18 protein-coding genes are annotated in these 16,811 nt (G+C 58.0%); 6 read left to right on the top strand and 12 right to left on the bottom strand.

The window, feature by feature from the left end; translation table 11 throughout:
- Positions 1-20 precede the first annotated feature (20 nt).
- The 4 genes from FMN52_RS07855 to FMN52_RS07840 all read right to left on the bottom strand — a co-directional run bounded on the left by FMN52_RS07855 (position 21) and on the right by FMN52_RS07840 (position 4,805).
- Positions 21-1,961: an alpha/beta fold hydrolase gene (locus tag FMN52_RS07855; protein WP_148608106.1), complete on the bottom strand. Its 1,941-nt coding sequence runs from the start codon at positions 1,959-1,961 to the stop codon at positions 21-23.
- A gap of 125 nt (positions 1,962-2,086) precedes the next feature.
- Entirely contained in the window at positions 2,087-3,442 is a 1,356-nt protein-coding gene (locus FMN52_RS07850) for a PhoH family protein (RefSeq protein WP_148608267.1), read from the bottom strand.
- A 54-nt stretch (positions 3,443-3,496) separates the two neighbouring features.
- Positions 3,497-3,988, bottom strand: a complete 492-nt coding sequence (locus FMN52_RS07845; RefSeq protein WP_148608105.1) for a CBS domain-containing protein — start codon at positions 3,986-3,988, stop codon at positions 3,497-3,499.
- An 82-nt stretch (positions 3,989-4,070) separates the two neighbouring features.
- Complete coding sequence (locus FMN52_RS07840; RefSeq protein WP_148608104.1) at positions 4,071-4,805, bottom strand: START domain-containing protein; 735 nt, start codon at positions 4,803-4,805, stop codon at positions 4,071-4,073.
- Between the two features lie 137 nt (positions 4,806-4,942).
- On the opposite strand from FMN52_RS07840, the gene FMN52_RS07835 reads away from it, so the two are divergent.
- Entirely contained in the window at positions 4,943-5,950 is a 1,008-nt protein-coding gene (locus tag FMN52_RS07835; RefSeq protein ID WP_148608103.1) for a DUF2804 domain-containing protein, read from the top strand.
- A 36-nt stretch (positions 5,951-5,986) separates the two neighbouring features.
- Here FMN52_RS07835 and minE read toward each other — a convergent pair whose 3' ends face one another.
- From minE to FMN52_RS07810, 5 genes are all read right to left on the bottom strand, one after another.
- Positions 5,987-6,238 (bottom strand): cell division topological specificity factor MinE, encoded by a 252-nt coding sequence (gene minE / locus FMN52_RS07830; protein ID WP_064227083.1) that lies wholly within the window; start codon positions 6,236-6,238, stop codon positions 5,987-5,989.
- Between the two features lie 3 nt (positions 6,239-6,241).
- A complete protein-coding gene (gene minD, locus FMN52_RS07825; RefSeq protein ID WP_064227084.1) occupies positions 6,242-7,054 on the bottom strand; it encodes a septum site-determining protein MinD in 813 nt (270 codons plus the stop codon).
- Between the two features lie 77 nt (positions 7,055-7,131).
- Complete coding sequence (gene minC / locus FMN52_RS07820; protein WP_148608102.1) at positions 7,132-7,893, bottom strand: septum site-determining protein MinC; 762 nt, start codon at positions 7,891-7,893, stop codon at positions 7,132-7,134.
- The gene (locus FMN52_RS07815) at positions 7,890-8,279 is read right to left on the bottom strand and encodes a HopJ type III effector protein (protein ID WP_148608101.1); all 390 of its coding nucleotides are present in this window, start codon (positions 8,277-8,279) and stop codon (positions 7,890-7,892) included. The genes minC and FMN52_RS07815 overlap by 4 nt, the downstream gene beginning before the upstream one ends.
- A complete protein-coding gene (locus tag FMN52_RS07810) occupies positions 8,279-8,557 on the bottom strand; it encodes a DUF1244 domain-containing protein (protein ID WP_148608100.1) in 279 nt (92 codons plus the stop codon). The genes FMN52_RS07815 and FMN52_RS07810 overlap by 1 nt, the downstream gene beginning before the upstream one ends.
- Positions 8,558-8,672: 115 nt before the next feature.
- Here FMN52_RS07810 and dinB point away from each other — a divergent pair, with 115 nt between their 5' ends.
- Complete coding sequence (gene dinB, locus FMN52_RS07805) at positions 8,673-9,737, top strand: DNA polymerase IV (protein WP_148608099.1); 1,065 nt, start codon at positions 8,673-8,675, stop codon at positions 9,735-9,737.
- 3 nt (positions 9,738-9,740) lie between these two features.
- Here dinB and FMN52_RS07800 read toward each other — a convergent pair whose 3' ends face one another.
- Both FMN52_RS07800 and FMN52_RS07795 read right to left on the bottom strand, forming a co-directional pair.
- Positions 9,741-10,319 carry a phosphatase PAP2 family protein gene (locus tag FMN52_RS07800; RefSeq protein WP_148608098.1) on the bottom strand — a complete coding sequence of 193 codons (579 nt, stop codon included), beginning with the start codon at positions 10,317-10,319 and terminating at the stop codon, positions 9,741-9,743.
- Positions 10,285-11,493 (bottom strand): glycosyltransferase family 1 protein, encoded by a 1,209-nt coding sequence (locus tag FMN52_RS07795; protein ID WP_148608266.1) that lies wholly within the window; start codon positions 11,491-11,493, stop codon positions 10,285-10,287. Before FMN52_RS07795 ends, FMN52_RS07800 begins: the two co-directional genes overlap by 35 nt.
- A gap of 126 nt (positions 11,494-11,619) precedes the next feature.
- Between FMN52_RS07795 and FMN52_RS07790 the strand changes: the two genes are divergently transcribed.
- From FMN52_RS07790 to FMN52_RS07775, 4 genes are all read left to right on the top strand, one after another.
- Positions 11,620-12,657 carry an NADP(H)-dependent aldo-keto reductase gene (locus FMN52_RS07790; protein WP_148608097.1) on the top strand — a complete coding sequence of 346 codons (1,038 nt, stop codon included), beginning with the start codon at positions 11,620-11,622 and terminating at the stop codon, positions 12,655-12,657.
- Positions 12,658-12,882: 225 nt separating this feature from the next.
- Positions 12,883-13,206, top strand: coding sequence for a hypothetical protein (locus tag FMN52_RS07785; protein WP_148608096.1), 324 nt, complete (start codon positions 12,883-12,885; stop codon positions 13,204-13,206).
- Between the two features lie 130 nt (positions 13,207-13,336).
- On the top strand, positions 13,337-15,547 hold the full coding sequence (locus FMN52_RS07780; RefSeq protein WP_148608095.1) for an acetyl-CoA hydrolase/transferase C-terminal domain-containing protein: 2,211 nt from the start codon (positions 13,337-13,339) through the stop codon (positions 15,545-15,547).
- Complete coding sequence (locus FMN52_RS07775; protein WP_148608094.1) at positions 15,547-16,017, top strand: peptidylprolyl isomerase; 471 nt, start codon at positions 15,547-15,549, stop codon at positions 16,015-16,017. The genes FMN52_RS07780 and FMN52_RS07775 overlap by 1 nt, the downstream gene beginning before the upstream one ends.
- Here FMN52_RS07775 and FMN52_RS07770 read toward each other — a convergent pair.
- Positions 15,935-16,795: a lysophospholipid acyltransferase family protein gene (locus FMN52_RS07770; protein ID WP_148608093.1), complete on the bottom strand. Its 861-nt coding sequence runs from the start codon at positions 16,793-16,795 to the stop codon at positions 15,935-15,937. The two genes, FMN52_RS07775 and FMN52_RS07770, sit on opposite strands and share 83 nt — an antisense overlap.
- Positions 16,796-16,811: the final 16 nt, after the last annotated feature.

The following is a 16,811-nucleotide window of genomic DNA, read 5'->3' as shown; positions in this document are numbered from 1 at the left end:
CTGTCCAGCCATTCATCAAATCAGTGTAAAGGGCGCTGTCCATCGGCACTTAGCAGCGGCAGGGCTGCACTGCCTGAGACCTGGACTGCCGGTACCGCCAGATCCCTTGAGAACGCTCCCGCAAACGTCGGATGTTGCCCGTACAGCATCAGGACCAGTTGGTCGCCCGACTGAAGCCGCTCGGCAATCCCGGTCAGCTCCACTTCATGGTCGCCAAGGCCACGTAGGGGCAGAACCTGCTCGTCGATGAGTTCGGGGGTAGGCTGGTTTGCCCGGATGACGCCAACGCCGACAAACACAATGGCATCGCATGTTCCTGCCTGCAGGACGGGATCAGAGCTTTCCAGACACTGCGAATCCAGCTCGTGCAGACCGGTGCTCACAGTGAGTGTGGCAGTTGGAATGCCTGCCAGGACAGCCTCTGAATCCAGCGTTGCCATAGGAACGATGGTTGGGAGTGTGCCGGCCGGACCTGACAGAACGGACACAGGAGTGTTGGTGACCAGAAGATCGAGGCCGACCGGATAGGAGATGCCACCCACTGTGATATCCGGTGTTGAGACGGCATCCCCCGGGGCCAGGGTGTAACAAATCTGTTGGCCTGTGGTGATAACGTTGTCAGCATTTCCGCGGCTCAGAAGTTTTTCGTTGAACCAGGCAACCGTGGCCTGGGTTGCATCAATGGAGCCGCAGCTCGCGAGCGGATTGAGGTCCGCGCCTGCCAGTGTGGGCAGCTCGCCACTGTAGAAGGCAAGGTTGGCAAGCGTCTCCTGAATAAGCCCAACGTTTGGTGCAAGGTAATGGTGGCTATATGGGTAGGTAAGTAGCCTCACATCGCCCCCTGCAGCCGAAAGTATGCGGTAGTTCTCCGCGGCTTCGTTAAATGGGAACAGGCTGTCCCGCATCCCCTGGAACATCAGGACATCCACCGGGTAGGGAGCCCGGGGCGGTGTCTTTACGAGGTATCGGCCATCGGCCGTCAGCGGAATCTCAGCGGTGATGGGCTCGAGCAGATAGCTATCGGTGTTGCTACTGTCCAGCAGCTCCAGATTGCGTTCGTTCTGCCAGAAATAACTCGGGCTATGGTAGTGAAGGAAATCCAGAGCTCCCTGAGGGAACTGACTGGTAGCAATACCTTCCAGTAGAGAGGATCGAAGGTATGGGTCCATGCTTAACCCTGACTTGCTGTCCCCGGCCGTGGACAGGAAAGCCAGCCAGTAATTTTTGGTTACATCGCCCGGGTTGAGGCTGTAGGTCAGATCGTGCCAGGTGATGTGAGGAACCATGGCATCAATGCGTTTGTCCGGGTCAACGTTGTAGAGCAGATATTGAAATCCCCCGCCATAGCTTCCTCCTACACTTCCCAGAACCAGATTGTTCTGTTGGTATTTGAGATAGTCGAGGTTGGCTTCTGCCCAGTCGACAATCTGCACCAGATCCTGTCCCTCCAGGTCAGGGTCCATCACTCTGATCGTGCCGCCACTCTCTCCGTGTCCCCGCTGATCGATACTGATGACGGCGTAACCGGCGTCTACCAGCGGTTCTATGGGGGCCAGTGGGTCGGTTCCTGCTTCAGTGGAGCGCGAGCCGCTGAAGCCATGTCCCTGGAGAATGAGTGGGTGACGGGTCTGACAGTCAAAAAGAGTGGGTTCAAACACCTGGAATACAATGGCTGCCCCGTCAACGCGGGAGGGCATTTCCACCCGGTAGCTTCTTCCTCCGGAGAGGTTCTGGCCGTCCTGACAGGATGCGGCGGTGGCCTCTGCAATGCCTGTTGGCAATGGGCGGCCAGATCGACTGGTTTGTGTTGCGGACAACTCGGGGGCATCCATTTCGGTTGTTTGCGGCCCCTGTTGTGCCTGCGCTGTTGGTGGAATGGATGTCTCCTGGGAGCCACCCCCGCAGCCGACCAGAGTTATCGCCGCGAAGCCGGCAACTGAGCATAGCATTGACCTCTTCATAGCATCGCCTTTCTGATTCTTGTTCGGATTGTTTGCTTGTGTGACGTGCTTCAAGTTATTCGCACAAGCGATGTTAGGCGATGGCTGAACAGACCCCGGCGAACGTCGACGGGGTCAAAGAGGGGTTAGAGATTGGCCTCGGCAAACTCCGCCAGCAGCGAACGCGGAACGCCCTGCAGATGAATATGGGCGCCGTGGCGGAAACGCTTGAATCGCTCGGTCATGTAGGTGAGGCCCGAACTCAGGGCGCTCAGATAGGGGGTGTCGATCTGCGCAAGGTTACCCAGACAGATCACCTTTGAGCCGTTACCGGCCCGGGTAATAATGGTTTTGATCTGGTGTGGCGTCAGGTTCTGGGATTCATCGATGATGATCAGACTGTGCTGGAAACTGCGGCCCCGGATGTAGTTCATGGATTTGAAGTGCAGGGGCACCTTGCTGAGGATGTAGTCGACGCTGGCGGTCATGTTCTCGTCATCTTCATGGAGTGCTTCCAGGTTGTCGACGATGGCGCCCAGCCACGGCTCCATTTTTTCGGCCTCGGTACCGGGCAGGAACCCGATGTCCTCATCCAGTCCCTGGGTGGAACGGGTGGCGATGATGCGCTTGTACAGCTTGCTGGCCACGGTCATCTCGATGCAGGCGGCGAGGGCCAGGATAGTTTTGCCCGAGCCGGCGGAACCGGTCAGGTTGACCAGGTGAATGTCCGGGTCCAGAAGCAGGTTCAGGGCCATGGCCTGGTAGATGTCCCGGGGTACCAGACCCCAGACTTCCTCGTTCATCAGGTCGTGCTGATGCAGGTCCTTGATAATCACCTGGGTGTCGGTGAGATCCACTACCTTGCCGACGAAGCCCATTTCATCCACGACAAATTCGTTGATGTTCAGCTTCGCCAGTTCGCCTTCCCGTTTCAGGATGTGTTCTGTCGAGCCTTCCCGCTGAACGGTTTCTACCTTTTCGATGGTGTCCCAGAAGGAGTTCGGGAACTCCCGGTAGCCCTTGGGCAGAAGATCGATGTCGTCGAGCAGTTGGTCGTTGTGGTAATCCTGAGCCTCCACACCGAAGCCGCGCGCCTTCAGGCGCATGTTGATGTCTTTGGACACCAGGATGATATCCCGGGACTTATGGCGGTTCTGGAGTGCCGCCAGGGTGTTGATGATCTTGTTGTCGTTCAGGTGTTCGGGCAGCGAATGATTGCCACTGTCACCGGTGCTCATCAGGATAGAAAGACTTCCCAGTGGCTCCGCCTTCTTGCCTCGAACGATGGGGACACCCTTTTCGATAACCTTCGGGCTGGCATCGCCCAACAACTTGTCGATGTTGCGAATGGCCTGACGGCAGTCAGCGGCCACGGCCTGCTTGCCGGATTTGAGGCTGTCGAGTTCTTCGAGGACCGTCATCGGGATGATGACATCGTGTTCTTCAAAGTTGAGGAGGGCGTTCGGGTCGTGGATCAGGACGTTGGTATCGAGGACGTACATCTTTCGGCGAGCTTGCGGTGCTCTGGGCATAAGTGGCGCTACCTCTCTGGTGGCTCAGTCGTTATCGGCGCAGCGTTGCGTGAGTTCCTCATCCGAGATCACTTTCAGCATATCGTAAGTCGTTACGATGCCGGTAATTTTTGAATCACTGGTGACAAAGATCCGGTGCAGGTGCTCGCGCATCATGATATTGGCAATGTCGCGCACCGGCGTCTTCTCGTCAACCGATAAAACGATGGGAGTCATGATGTCGCGGACTTCTACCGGTACCTTCCCCATCTCTTCAAAGATCACCATCCGGAGACGCCGGGCTTCCTCGCGTTCCTCCGGTGTCAGATGCCTGTCGGCATCGGAGCGAGTGGCGTTCCAGCGGAATTCGGTGATGTCTTTCAGAGTGGCAATGCCGACAATCTCGCCCTCGTCATTGGTGACGGGGCTGCCGGTTATTTCGTTGTCGGTGAGAAAACGAGCCAGCCGATCCATGGTCCAGGACTGGGGGACGGCCTTTATGCTGGGTGTCATGATCTCGTAAGCGAGAACGGTCATTAATCTGGGCTGCCTTCTAGAGTCCTTTCGTAAAGCTTAGCGCGTGATACCGCGTACGTCATCCCTTCATAAGTAGCGCGGCTCAGGGAGAGGCCCGCCGAATGCCGGTCAGTTGACCTTGCTCGTCGTAAACCAGCCGGTATCCCCGGTATTTCTCTGTCCTGGCCACGCGTTCCAGTTCTTCCATGGAGCGCACGGGAATATCCACCAGCAGGGAGTTCACCAGCCATCCCGGTAGCGCACCATTGGGATCCGTGTGCTGAACCCAGACCATCCTGGTCTTGTCACCCTCCGGCGTGAATCGGTAGAGGGTGTCGGACCGGTCGACTCTCACCCGGCTACTGTTTTCCGCCCGCTGATCGGGCATGGCGTTCAGGTTCATGACAATCTCACTGGATGCCTGATCTCCGCGGGTCTGGATACGCAGTACATAGTCCCGGTCGGTGACTGGCCAGGGCATGTCGTTTACTGAATAGGCAAAGCGATCATGGAACTCGCCATCACCGAAAGCATAGGATTCGGTGCAGTTATGCACCCACTCGACACAGGAACCGGGGTTAGCCATGACGGCCATCAGGTTTTCGATGGGGGCATCGAGCACCGCCACCGCCTTGAAGGCCTTGAAGCTGGAGTTCGGCTGGTCGATGGTATAGACCCGGATATGATCGGCTTCCTTGCGCAGCGTCCATTCCTCGTCGGTTTCATTGGGCAGTTCAGCCCGTGCACTGGCGGCAACAGCAAAGACCAGCAATGCACAGACAAGCCCGCTGATGACCGAGGCCCAGCCCGTAATGCCATGGGCCATGCTCTTTCTCATAGGGTACACTCCCTTGCAGATGGTGGGCCGAGCATAGCATGAGGCTTTTACTGTCATGGCTTCGGAAACAGTGGATTGTGAACCAGGTAGCGACCTGTTGAATCCGTCCCTTAAATTGGCCTGATCTGACGACGACTATGAGCATAAAAAAACTGATCAACGGCAAAGGGCAGGTGGTTGCCGGACTTCTTGATGAAGCGGTAGAAGAGATCAACTACCTGGACTATGACCTGCGCACGGTGATGGATCGCCCCCGTTCGAGGCTGGCCAGGCGCTGGCGTTTCAACCAGTTTCAGTTTGTCAGCGCCATGGGCCCGGGCTGGGTTTTTGGCCTGGCGGTTGTGGATCTAAAGCTGCTGGGAAGCGGGTTTTTCTATCTCTACGACTTCGAGACCGGCCAGATGATGGAGCAATCGTTCCTCCAGCCACTGGCCAGGCAAACCCGCATCGAGCCACTGCCGGAGGAAGGTGTGGCGACGTTCAGCAAGGGCGAGGTTGCCGTGCGCATCGCGCCTTCCGCTGATGGCCGAACGATCACGGTGTCGGCCCCCGGTGGTATCCGTATCGAACTTACCCTGAAAGAGGATCGGGATCCGCTCCGGCTGGTTTGCCCGGCCGGCTACAATGGCTGGGTGTTTACCCGCAAGTCGGCGGGCTTGCCGGTGGAAGGGGAAGTGAGATGGGATCACCGTATCTGGCGCTGCGACGAGCAGACCCGGGGAACCATTGACTGGAGCTGCGGCTTCATGCGCCGGGAAACCGCCTGGAACTGGGCCTGCCTGGCCGGGCAGCTTCCGGATGGCAGATCTCTGGGGCTGAATCTGGCCGCCGGGGTCAATGAAACGGGGATGACAGAAAATGCGCTCTGGCTGGAAGGCGTCTGCCATAAGTTGGGCGCAGCAAGGTTCCGTTTTGATCGCTATCAGCCGGGCAGTGACTGGCATGTGACCACGGAGGATGGCCGGATTGATCTGCATTTTGTCCCGGCTGGTGTTCGCAAGGAAAAACTGAACGCCTGGGTGCTGGCATCCAACTTCCGGCAGTACGTGGGCACGTTTAATGGAACGGTGACGGATGCGACTGGCGGAAAAATTGAGGTAAAGGACCTGAGGGGCCTGATGGAGGACCACTTCGCCCGCTGGTAAGTCATGGCCTGTCCGCTCAGGGACAGACCACGGGGTTTATCGCTCCGGTAACGTGACGTTCAGTTCCAGAACCGAGCAACTCTCGTTTCGGTCCACTTCAACCTGAACCATGTCGTCACTGATCTGGACATACTTGCGGATAACCTCAAGCAGCTCCTGCTGAAGCTGGGGCAGATAATCCGGCTGCTCGCGCTGGCCACGCTCGTGGGCGACGATGATCTGCAGGCGCTCTTTGGCAACGCTTGCGGATTTGTTTTTCTTGCCCTTGAAATAATCGAGGAAACTCATCCCTTAGCCCCCCTTGAACATCCGTGAGAAGAAACCTTTCTTCTGGGAGGTCATGAAACGGTGTTCCCGTTCCTCACCCAGCAGGCGCGCGACTGCGTCTTCATAGGCCTGGCCGGCATCGCTGTCCTCTTCGAGGATAACGGGCAAGCCCTGGTTTGACGCATTCAGTACAATCTGGCTTTCGGGTATGACACCCAGCAGCGGAATCGCAAGGATTTCCTCCACATCTGCCACGGATAGCATCTCGCCTTTTTCTACCCGGGACGGGTTGTAGCGGGTCAGAAGCAGGTGTTCCTTGACCGGATCCTGGCCCATTTCGGCACGGCGGGACTTGCTCTGCAGAATGCCCAGAATGCGGTCGGAATCCCGGACCGAGGACACTTCGGGGTTGGTGACCACAATCGCCTCATCAGCGTAATACAGTGCCATCAGGGCGCCATGCTCAATACCGGCGGGGGAGTCGCAGACGATGTAATCGAACGTCTCGGAAAGCTCGTTGATGACCTTCTCGACGCCATCTTTGGTCAGTGCTTCCTTTTCCCGGGTCTGGGAGGCCGGAAGGATATAGAGGGTATCGACCCGCTTGTCGCGGATCAGGGCCTGGTTCAGGGAGGCTTCGCCCTGGATCACGTTTACGAAGTCGTACACCACGCGACGCTCGCAGTTCATGATCAGGTCCAGGTTGCGCAGGCCCACATCAAAATCGATGACTACTGTCTTATGGCCCCGTTTGGCAAGGCCGGTGCTGATCGAGGCGCTGGTGGTGGTTTTGCCAACGCCGCCCTTTCCTGAGGTAACGACAATAATTCTAGCCAAGGTTCTGTTCCTGTTTCTCGGTGGATTCGTCGTGTCTGCCGAATTATCCGGTCAAGTTATTGTATTCAACTCCAATATCAGGCCTTGTCCAGTGGCGTTACCACCAGCAGGTCGTCCCTGAGCTGGATTTGCACAGCGCTTTTCCAGCCATTGTCCTGAAGATCTTCGGAGATTTTATAGTGTCCCGCGATGGACACAAGCTCCGCTTCCAGGGATTGGCAGAAAATTCGTGCGGATTCTGCGCCATGGATGCCGGCCAGCGCCCGGCCCCGCAGGGGGCCATAGACATGGATGTTGCCTGCCGCAAGCACCTCGGCACCGGCCTGCACGGGCGCCAGAATAACCAGGTCACCTTCCGGTGCGTGGACTTGTTGGCCGGAACGCACCGGCTGGGAGACGATCTTGGCCGGGGGCGGGTCGCCGGCAGTGCCCGTCGAGGCAGCAACAACAGCGGTTTCTGCCTCTTCCGCGGCCGCCTGTTCCGCTTCATGGGTGCGATCGCGCTGGCCGTTGCCTGGCAGCAATGCCAGTGCAGCGCCGCGGGCGAGGCGGCGCTGGTCGTCGGTACCACCGCGCACGCCAATCACGTGGATGTTGTTGCGCCGACAGGTACCGATGATCTTGAAAAAATCCAGTTCGCTGTCCAGACCCTGGTATTTCTCCAGACTGATGATCAGCGGAATGTCCTTGAAGAACCCGGGTGCCTGGCTGATCTTGTCCCGCAGAACTTCTTCGAACTCGCCGTCGTCAAAGTAGTAGAGCTCCAGGGCTGTCATGGACACGCTGGCGCTTTTTAGCTGAAAACCCTGTTTTACCCCGGAGGTGGCGGTATCGCTCATGAAGGAGTCTCTTCCCTGGTCATGTTGTCGGTTGGGTTCGGGCGCTGCCGGAGTGGCACGCCTTCGAATCGGATGCCTGACCATCCGGTGCTGATGAACTGGCGGATGTTGCCATGGCTCTCGCCAGTCGGGTCGCCCAGAACCTGCTGATAGTGCTCGGCAAACAGTTTGAGCGTGTCCACTTCGCTTAGGTTGCAGTACTGGCCCAGACCAAAGATCCGACAGGACCCGGCGTTCTCGCCTTCTGCATTTACCAGCGGGCCGTTGCGAAAGCCGCACGGCTGGTACTCGAAGTGCTGTTCGATCAGTGCCAGGGAATCTTTGAAGCTGGCGTGGCCAGCGTCCAGGGATGCCAGGTGAATCCTTACGGCATCGTTGACGCTCATTATTTGTGTTCCTGCTTGGGGCCTGACTGATAGAGCGCCTTCCAGTCCTCATACGGCATGCCGTAGATTGCCTCACGGGCCTGGGGGTCAGAAATCTCGAAACCCCGCTCATCCGCCTCTGCCCGATACCATTTAGACAGGCAGTTGCGGCAGAACCCCGCCAGGTTCATCAGGTCGATGTTCTGCACATCAGTGTTTTCACGCAGGTGTTTGACCAGGCGACGGAAGGCTGCGGCTTCAATTTCGGTGCGTTCTGCTTCAGGAATCGGGTTGTTCATGATGGCCTCGTAATGGTTGATGCGCCGGTTATTAGGGTTCCTGACATTCTCTGCATGTTAGCTTAAGATACAAGGCTGTATAAATGTACAGAAAGTCGACGCGAGCCCCCTGATTATGCCACAACGCAAGATCATCCATGTGGATTGTGACTGCTTCTACGCGGCCGTGGAGATGCGGGACGATCCCAGCCTCCGGGATGTGCCGCTGGCGGTGGGTGGCGATGGCGGTCGGGGCGTGGTGACCACCTGTAATTACAAGGCCAGGGCCTACGGTGTGCGGTCGGCGATGCCAGGTAGCGAGGCGCGTCGGCTGTGCCCGGGGCTGGTGACGGTGCCGACGGACATGGGCCGATATCGGGCGGTCTCACAGCAGGTGATGGCGATCCTGCGGGAACTGACAGACCTGGTGGAGCCGCTCTCTCTGGATGAGGCTTTTCTGGACGTCTCTGATGTGTCCGATCACAAAGGCAGTGCCACCCTTATGGCGCGCCACCTTCGTGAGCGGGTGCGCCAGGAAGTCGGCATTACCATTTCCGCCGGGGTTGCGCCGAACAAGTTCCTCGCCAAGATCGCCAGCGACTGGGAAAAACCGGACGGGTTGTTCGTGATTCGACCGGAGGACGTCGAGGAGTTCGTCCAGAGATTGCCGGTTGAGAAGCTGTTTGGAGTAGGGCAGGTGACCGCCTCGAAACTGCATGCGCTGGGGGTCAAGACCTGCGGGGACATGCAGGCGCTTGGGGCCGATGTGTTGATAGAGCGTTTCGGCAAGCAGGGCTATCGCCTCCATGAGATGGCCCACGGGCGGGATGACAGGGCTGTCGTGGTGTCGCGGATTGCCAAGTCGGTCAGCGTGGAACGAACCTTTTCCCAGGATTTGCCGGACATGGCCGCCTGCGAGACCGTCATGGCCTCTCTGGTTGCGGATCTCAACCTTCGCCTGTCACGCAAGGCCCGTCGGAAACCGATCCACAAGCTTTTTATAAAGATCCGCTACAGTGATTTTTCAACCCATACTCTGGAACGGGTCCGGGAACAGGTCAAAGAGCCCGCACTGGAAGATTATCTGCCGCTGCTTGCAGAACTGGTGACCAACCGGGAGCGTCCGGTGCGGCTGCTGGGTCTGGGCGTGCGTTTTCGCAATGATGACGCCCCGGTTACCCAGTTGCGCCTGTTTGATTAGTGTTCAGATAGATCCGGCAAATGTGGTCACGAAATCGGAGTGCAGCCAGCTCATGGCTACGTAACCCATCAGCCCACCGATCAAGGCGCCTGCGGCCACGTCGCTGGGGTAGTGCAGGCCCAGAACCACCCGTGATGCGGCAACACTGAGGGTAAATGGGAGCACGATCAGCGCCAGCGCGGGTTCGGCGATGGTGAGCATAACCTGAAAGCAGGCCGCGTGCAGTGTGTGGCCGGAGGGAAAACTGTAGCGGTCCAGGGGCGGTGTGCCGCAGTTTATGGCCGGGAAGGATATAAACGGTCGTTCCCGGATAAGCCAGCGTTTGAGCAGCTTGTAGCTGACGGTACAGGTGAGCCCCGTCAACGCCATGAGCAGGGCCAGGCCGGGGCCCGATTGCGGATAGAGAAAGGGGGTGGACAGAATCAGTGCGTACCAGAACCAGCCGTCGCCAAGTCGGCTTGCCAGTCGGAAATAGCCTAGGGCCGGCCGGAAACGAACAGCGCGGTTGATAGAGTGGCAGAAAGCGACTTCCCGCTGGTCTGCCAGTTCAAAGAAGCGAGACGCTTTGCTTGTTGACGGCATGGTATCCGGCCTTTGCGGTTTGATTGAAAACCAGTTGTTCAAACTGTTCGATCTGCGAATTCCAGCTCTGTTCCAGGGCGTCCAGCCTTGCCTGGGCCCTGATCCGGTTCAGCAGGGTCGGTTGATCGGCCAGTCGAAGGGCGCTGTCGACGTAAGCCTCGTCCTGATCCAGGGGCACTTTCATGCCGTTTTCCTCGTGGCGGATGTGTTCGGCTGCTGCAGCGTCGTCAAAGCTGACAACACCCAGGCCGCTGGCCATGGCCTCCAGTACCACGTTGCCAAAGGTATCGGTCTTGCTCGGGAACAGGAACAGATCACCTGAGGCAAAATGTCGGGCCAGGTCGTCACCACGCCGGGTGCCGCAGAACACGTAATCCGGGTGACGTTCAGCAAGCTGACGCCGAAGCGGGCCGTCGCCAACCAGGATGAACCTGGCCTGGGGGTGGAGCCCCCGGATCCGCTCGAAGCAGCCAACCGCCATTCGCAGGTTCTTCTCCGGTGCAAGCCGGCCTACGTACAGAATGGCTCGGTCGTTGGGCTGTAGCCCCCAGGATTCGCGTAACGCGCTGTCCCGCTTGTGGGGAGTGAATCGATGACAGTCCACGCCCCGACTCCAGAGCCCGGTTGCCGGAATGCCCATGGCCCGCGTCGTCTGTTGCATTTTTCGGGTTGGTACCAGGGTGATGGCGGTGCGGTTATGGAACCAGCGGCCATAGAGGCACAGCAATCGTTCCAGCATGCCGACGCCGTAATACCGACTGTAGCTGTGGAAGTTGGTGTGGAAACCGGAGCTCACCGGAATGCCCATCTGGCGTGCCGCTGATGTGGCGGCGACACCCAGTGGACCCTGGGTGGCAATGTAGAGGGCATCAGGACGGTCGGTGGCCAGGAGCTTTTTCAGGTGACTGGTCCGGGCCAGGCCAAAGCGCAGGTCCGCGTAGCCGGGTAGAGGCAATCCGGTCACCACATGCTCACGGGTGAACAGGGCCTCGCCGGCGCTGGCGAAGTTGCCTTTGCGCTCATGTTGCTGTCGTGGCCGTATAACCGTCACCCGGTGCCCACGCTGCATCAGTCCCTGGCAAAGATGCCTGAGCGTGTTCGCCACCCCATTGATTTCCGGCGGAAAGGTCTCCGAAACAATGGTAATGTGTTGTTGGCGCCGGTTGGCCTGCATGGTTTCGGTCACGGTGTTTCCTGTGCTTCCTTTGACATGCCTCTACTATGAAAAGCTGGCATGACAGTTATACGACACTCCCGTGACATTCCCTTTACCCGTTAACCGAACCGAATCGGAGACGATATGCAAACGAGAAAGCTTGGAAAGACGGATTTAGATGTAACCCTGATTTGCCTGGGCACCATGACCTGGGGCGAGCAGAACACTGAAAGGGAAGCATTTGAGCAGTTGGATTACGCCGTAAATGAAGGTATCAACTTTATCGATGCCGCCGAGATGTACCCGGTGCCGCCAAGGGCGGAAACCCAGGGACTGACCGAAACTTATCTGGGGAACTGGCTTGCCAGCAGAGGCAAGCGCGACGACCTGGTAATTGCTTCCAAAGTTGCAGGGCCGGGGAATGGTCTGAAGTACCTGCGCAATGGTCCGCGTCTGACCCGCGATCACATTCTGGAAGCCTGCGACGCCAGTCTGAAACGCCTGCAGACCGATTACATCGATCTTTACCAGGTGCACTGGCCGGATCGGAGCACGAACTTTTTCGGCAAGCTCGGTTACGAGCACAACCCGGAAGAGTCCTTCACACCCATCGAGGAAACACTGGAGGCGATGGATGAACTGGTGCAGTCGGGTAAGGTCCGGCACATCGGGCTGTCCAATGAAACACCATGGGGCACCATGGAGTATCTCCGTCTGGCCGGTGAGAAGGGCTGGCCCCGCGTGGCCAGTATCCAGAATCCCTATAATCTCCTGAATCGCTCATTCGAGGTGGGGATGGCGGAAATCGCCCATCGGGAGCAGGCCGGTTTGCTGGCCTATTCGCCGCTGGCGTTCGGCATGTTGTCTGGCAAATATCTGGGCGGCAAGTGGCCGGAAAAAGCCAGAATGACGCTGTACGAGCGTTTTAGCCGTTACACCAGTGGTCGTGGTATGAATGCCACCCGGGCATACGTTGAGCTGGCCCGGGAAAGCGGATTGACTCCGGTCCAGATGGCGCTGGCTTATGTGAACAGTCGCAACTTCGTGACCAGTAATATCATTGGTGCGACGTCCATGGAGCAGTTGCGGGAGAACATCGGATCCGCGCGAGTCACCTTGACCCCTGAAGTACTGGAGGCCATTGAGGTTATCCACCAGGAATTCACCTATCCCTGCCCCTGAAGCCGCTGGATTCGCGGTCTAAACCCCCGGTCGCGTGGCACTGACCGGGGGCGCCGTTACGTTCTGAAATATCAGGGATCATAAATTGACAAAAACATCGTGATCTCGTGACAAAAAGTCGGCGCCTTTGTGTGCAGATTCACATCTTTCCGGCCCTTAATCATTAGACTTAAGCCTAAGGTATCCGTAGACTCCCGTGTCGGAAAAGAGGTCTCAGGCAGTGTCATGATTATTCGCATCTTTGTCGCATTGCTCGCTCTCAATCTCGTTGCATTTGTCGTTCGCGCCGAAGCATCCGAGCGCGTATTCGAGCAAGTCGAAAGCACGACAACCAGTGAGCAGATCTTCGAGATGCAGGAACAGGTTTCCGGCGATTTCGAAGGCGACAGTTCCGAGGCATTCACCGAGATCGGTTCCCGCCTGCTGAGCCTTACGCTGACCCGTACGAAACATTCCGGCAAACATTATGCGTCGGATCCGGCTCAGGCCGACCATGGCATTGCACTTCTGAACGAGGGCGCCTGCCTGAATCTGAAGTGGAACTTCTGAAACTTTCACACACCTCCTGAATCCCTCAAGACCTTCAAACCGCAGAATCATGATCTGGCGCATTGTCTGTGTCCGATCCTCGTGTGATCATCCCCGCTAGCATGCTGATTAGCCGATAAGGAGCTTGGTAATGGCGGGTGATAGAGGGCAGTTATCGAACGACGTGAACGCCTGTGTTGATGAGGTGATTCGCCGAGTTGGCAAGGAAATCACACTTGGTTTGCCGCTTGGGCTTGGCAAACCGGTCCGTTTTGTCAATGCGTTGTACCAGCGGGCCAAGGACGATCCGGAAATCCGTCTGCACATTGTGACGGCACTCTCGCTGCTGGCGCCAAAGGGAGGCTCCTCGCTCGAGAAACGCTTCATGGGGCCATTTGTAGAGCGGCTCTATGGTCGAATTCCCGAACTGGCCTATGCCCGGGATGTATCAGCCAATCGCCTCCCGAAGAATGTCCAGGTCTCGGAGTTTTTCTTCAAGGCAGGCAGTTACCTGAACAATCGTTCCCAGCAGCGGCATTACGTTTGTACCAACTACACCCATGCCGTTCGCGATCTTATGGCCGTGGGGGTCAATGTGGTCGCCCAGATGGTGTCTCCGGGCGACGCCCATGGGCAGCCCGGGCAAGTCAGTCTGAGTTGCAATCCCGACCTGACTCTGGACCTGATTCCTTTATTGCGGGAGCGGGAAGCCGCTGGCACACCGGTTGCGCTGGTGGCCGAGATGAATCAGAACCTTCCGTGGTTCGGGCACCACGCCGCCATTGAGGCGGACCGGTTCGATGTCTTGCTCGATCAGCCTTCGGGAGACTATCCGCTGTTCTCAGCGCCCCAGATGTCGGTCAGCCCGGAAGACCACCTGATCGGATTCTACGCCAGTACCCTCCTGAAGGACGGCGGTACGCTCCAGGTTGGCATCGGCTCACTGGGCGCAGCCCTGGTCCACAGCGCCATCCTCCGACACAGTCACAACGATGCCTGGCGGCAGGTGTTTGACCATCTCAAGGTTGATCAGCATTTCCCTGTCGTTGGCCAGGATGGTGGCACCGGGCCCTTCGAGGAAGGGCTTTATGGCTGTAGTGAGATGATGGTGGATGGTTTTCTGTACCTGATGCAGGAAGGCATCCTTACCCGTGAGGTATACGATCACGCCGGGCTGCAAGCGCTGATTAACCGGGGCGATATTTCCAGCGAGGTGTCTCTCGCAACCCTCGATGTCCTGCGCCGCGAAAAGCTGATTGATAGCCCGTTGCGGGCAAAGGATGTTCATTGGCTGGTCCAGCATGGCGTCTTCAAAGAGGCTGTCGAGTTCAAGGGCGGCCGGTTGCGTATTGGTGATCAGTCGGTCGAGGGTGATCTGGACAATCCGGAGGCCCGGCAGGCTATCGAAACCCTGGCTCTCGGGGAGCGGCTGACTGGCGGCATTGCCATGCACGGTGGTTTCTACGTTGGTCCCGAGCAGTTCTACCAGTACCTCAGAGAGCTGACCGACGAGCAGCGTGCCAAAATCTGCATGACCAGCGTGAATTTTATCAACCACTTGTACGATCACCCGTTTGGCGACCAGAAGCTGAAAGCCGCACAGCGCGTTCATGGCCGCTTTATCAATTCGGCAATGATGTACACCCTCAACGGCGCCGGGGTATCGGATGGCCTGGACGACGGACGGGTAGTGAGTGGTGTGGGTGGCCAGTACAACTTTGTTGCCATGGCTCACGAGTTGCCGGGCGCCCGTTCCATATTGTCTCTGCGTAGCACGCGCTCATCCCACGGCAAGGTACTCTCCAATATTGTCTTCAACTATGGGCATTGCACCATTCCCCGGCACCTGCGGGATATTGTGATTACCGAATACGGAATTGCCGACCTGAGGGGGCAGTCAGATGAGCAGGTATTCCTGCGGCTGATCCGCATCGCAGACTCCCGTTTCCAGCAGGAGCTTCTGAAGAAAGCCCAGAAGGCAGGCAAGGTGGATCCTGCGTTCAAGCTGCCTGCCGACTGGTGTAACAACACCCCGCAGGCAATCCGGCGTGCCGTTGCGGCAGCGGGAGATGCCAGCCTGTTCCCGCCGTTCCCGTTTGGCAGGGATTTTACCGATGAGGAGCTGGCGTTGGGGAAAGCCCTTAAGGGACTCAAGGCCGCAACGGCCACTCGTCGTGGTAAACTGGCCACTCTGTTACAGGCCCTCCGGGCCCGGGACGACGAAGGCCGTTATGGGGCCCTGCTTGAGCGCATGGGTCTGAGCAACCCTTCAGGATTGCGGGACAAGCTGGATCAGCGACTGGTTATTCATGGCCTGCAGCAGCTCGAATCACCACCGGATACAGGAAACTCGAAAACCTGATGACAGCTTCACAAGCAAGACCCGACGTTTTTACCGTTCACTACGTACTGAAAAACAAGATCGGCGAGCTGGTTGATACTTCCGAAGGCAGTGAGCCCCTGCATTTTGTCTACGGCAGCCCCGAGATTATTGAAGGGATTCAGCAGGCGGTGAAAGACCGCAATGTGGGAGATTGCCTGGAGGTAACGGTGCCGCCGGCCATGGCGTATGGGGAGCACAAGCCGGAGTTGGTGCGCAAGGTGCCGCGCTCACTGTTTGAAGGCATCGAGAACCTGCAGATTGGCATGAAATTCCAGACCAACACCGGCGATGAGGCTCAGATCGTGCAGGTTGTCGGGATCGACGGCAATCTGGTGAAGGTGGATGCCAATCACCCGCTGGCGGGCTTTACCCTGTACTTTGATCTGGAGATCGTTGGCCGCCGTGAAGCGACGGAAGATGAGGTAGCTCAGGGCCATCCTCTGTTCTGAGGAGATCTGTCACCGGCTCGTCGTATTCGCCGCTGTATATCCGCGTCAGGCCGTCGAGAACGGCTTCTCGCAGGCGGGCGGCCAACTCACCGGTTGGGGCCTGATCCGAAGGATACATCGGTGCGTGGAAGACAACGTCGACCCGGGCAGAGGGCTGTCTGATCATCCGCAGTAGATGGCTGTGGAACTCATCGTCTCCAATGAAGGGGGCCAGATGATCGGGGCGCCCGTCTCGGCGATAGGCGATGGTGACGGGCTGGACTGGTGTCTTGCTTTCCGGTGCGGCCTTGAGCAACAGGCCGTGGAACGGTAATACGGTCAGACCTGCGCTGGTGGTTCCTTCCGGGTAGACCAGGACATTCTCTCCAGCCTGCAAATTCTCGATAATCTGGTCCCGGACGCGGCGGGCCTGGCCACCCCCGCGCCGGATGAAAAGCGTGCCGGCCTGTCGTGCCAGCCAGCCTATGACCGGCCACTGGCCAACCTCGGCTTTCGAAAGGAACCGGATCGGTGCCAGGCTCCCCAGAATCGGAATATCTGACCAGCTGATATGGTTGCTGACGAACAGGACGGTATCGTCTGACGGTGAGCCATGCTGGTGTATATGCAGCCCTAGGCACCGGCAGGCCCACCGGAAACAGAATCTGGCCCAGGGTGTCCGATCAATGGCTTTGCGGGTAACCACTTCAGTGATCCGCAAACCGGCGGCCAGCATCGTGGTGGCTGCCAGAAAAGCCATAAAGGCAGTGATTCGAACGCAGAGTCTCAGCCAGCTCATCTCCCAGACTCCCGGT

The sequence above is a fragment of the Marinobacter sp. BW6 genome, from assembly GCF_008107725.1.
Taxonomy (GTDB): domain Bacteria; phylum Pseudomonadota; class Gammaproteobacteria; order Pseudomonadales; family Oleiphilaceae; genus Marinobacter.
This window is presented reverse-complemented; position numbering and strand designations above follow the sequence as displayed.

Excerpts from the sequence above, each read along its gene's own strand:
- FMN52_RS07855 (WP_148608106.1), bottom strand. The coding sequence starts at position 1,961 with ATGAAGAGGTCAATGCTATGCTCAGTTGCCGGCTTCGCGGCGATAACT.
- FMN52_RS07850 (WP_148608267.1), bottom strand. The coding sequence starts at position 3,442 with ATGTACGTCCTCGATACCAACGTCCTGATCCACGACCCGAACGCCCTC.
- FMN52_RS07845 (WP_148608105.1), bottom strand. The coding sequence starts at position 3,988 with ATGACCGTTCTCGCTTACGAGATCATGACACCCAGCATAAAGGCCGTC.
- FMN52_RS07840 (WP_148608104.1), bottom strand. The coding sequence starts at position 4,805 with ATGAGAAAGAGCATGGCCCATGGCATTACGGGCTGGGCCTCGGTCATC.
- FMN52_RS07835 (WP_148608103.1), top strand. The coding sequence starts at position 4,943 with ATGAGCATAAAAAAACTGATCAACGGCAAAGGGCAGGTGGTTGCCGGA.
- minE (WP_064227083.1), bottom strand. The coding sequence starts at position 6,238 with ATGAGTTTCCTCGATTATTTCAAGGGCAAGAAAAACAAATCCGCAAGC.
- minC (WP_148608102.1), bottom strand. The coding sequence starts at position 7,893 with ATGAGCGATACCGCCACCTCCGGGGTAAAACAGGGTTTTCAGCTAAAA.
- FMN52_RS07815 (WP_148608101.1), bottom strand. The coding sequence starts at position 8,279 with ATGAGCGTCAACGATGCCGTAAGGATTCACCTGGCATCCCTGGACGCT.
- FMN52_RS07810 (WP_148608100.1), bottom strand. The coding sequence starts at position 8,557 with ATGAACAACCCGATTCCTGAAGCAGAACGCACCGAAATTGAAGCCGCA.
- dinB (WP_148608099.1), top strand. The coding sequence starts at position 8,673 with ATGCCACAACGCAAGATCATCCATGTGGATTGTGACTGCTTCTACGCG.
- FMN52_RS07800 (WP_148608098.1), bottom strand. The coding sequence starts at position 10,319 with ATGCCGTCAACAAGCAAAGCGTCTCGCTTCTTTGAACTGGCAGACCAG.
- FMN52_RS07795 (WP_148608266.1), bottom strand. The coding sequence starts at position 11,493 with ATGCAGGCCAACCGGCGCCAACAACACATTACCATTGTTTCGGAGACC.
- FMN52_RS07790 (WP_148608097.1), top strand. The coding sequence starts at position 11,620 with ATGCAAACGAGAAAGCTTGGAAAGACGGATTTAGATGTAACCCTGATT.
- FMN52_RS07785 (WP_148608096.1), top strand. The coding sequence starts at position 12,883 with ATGATTATTCGCATCTTTGTCGCATTGCTCGCTCTCAATCTCGTTGCA.
- FMN52_RS07780 (WP_148608095.1), top strand. The coding sequence starts at position 13,337 with ATGGCGGGTGATAGAGGGCAGTTATCGAACGACGTGAACGCCTGTGTT.
- FMN52_RS07775 (WP_148608094.1), top strand. The coding sequence starts at position 15,547 with ATGACAGCTTCACAAGCAAGACCCGACGTTTTTACCGTTCACTACGTA.
- FMN52_RS07770 (WP_148608093.1), bottom strand. The coding sequence starts at position 16,795 with ATGAGCTGGCTGAGACTCTGCGTTCGAATCACTGCCTTTATGGCTTTT.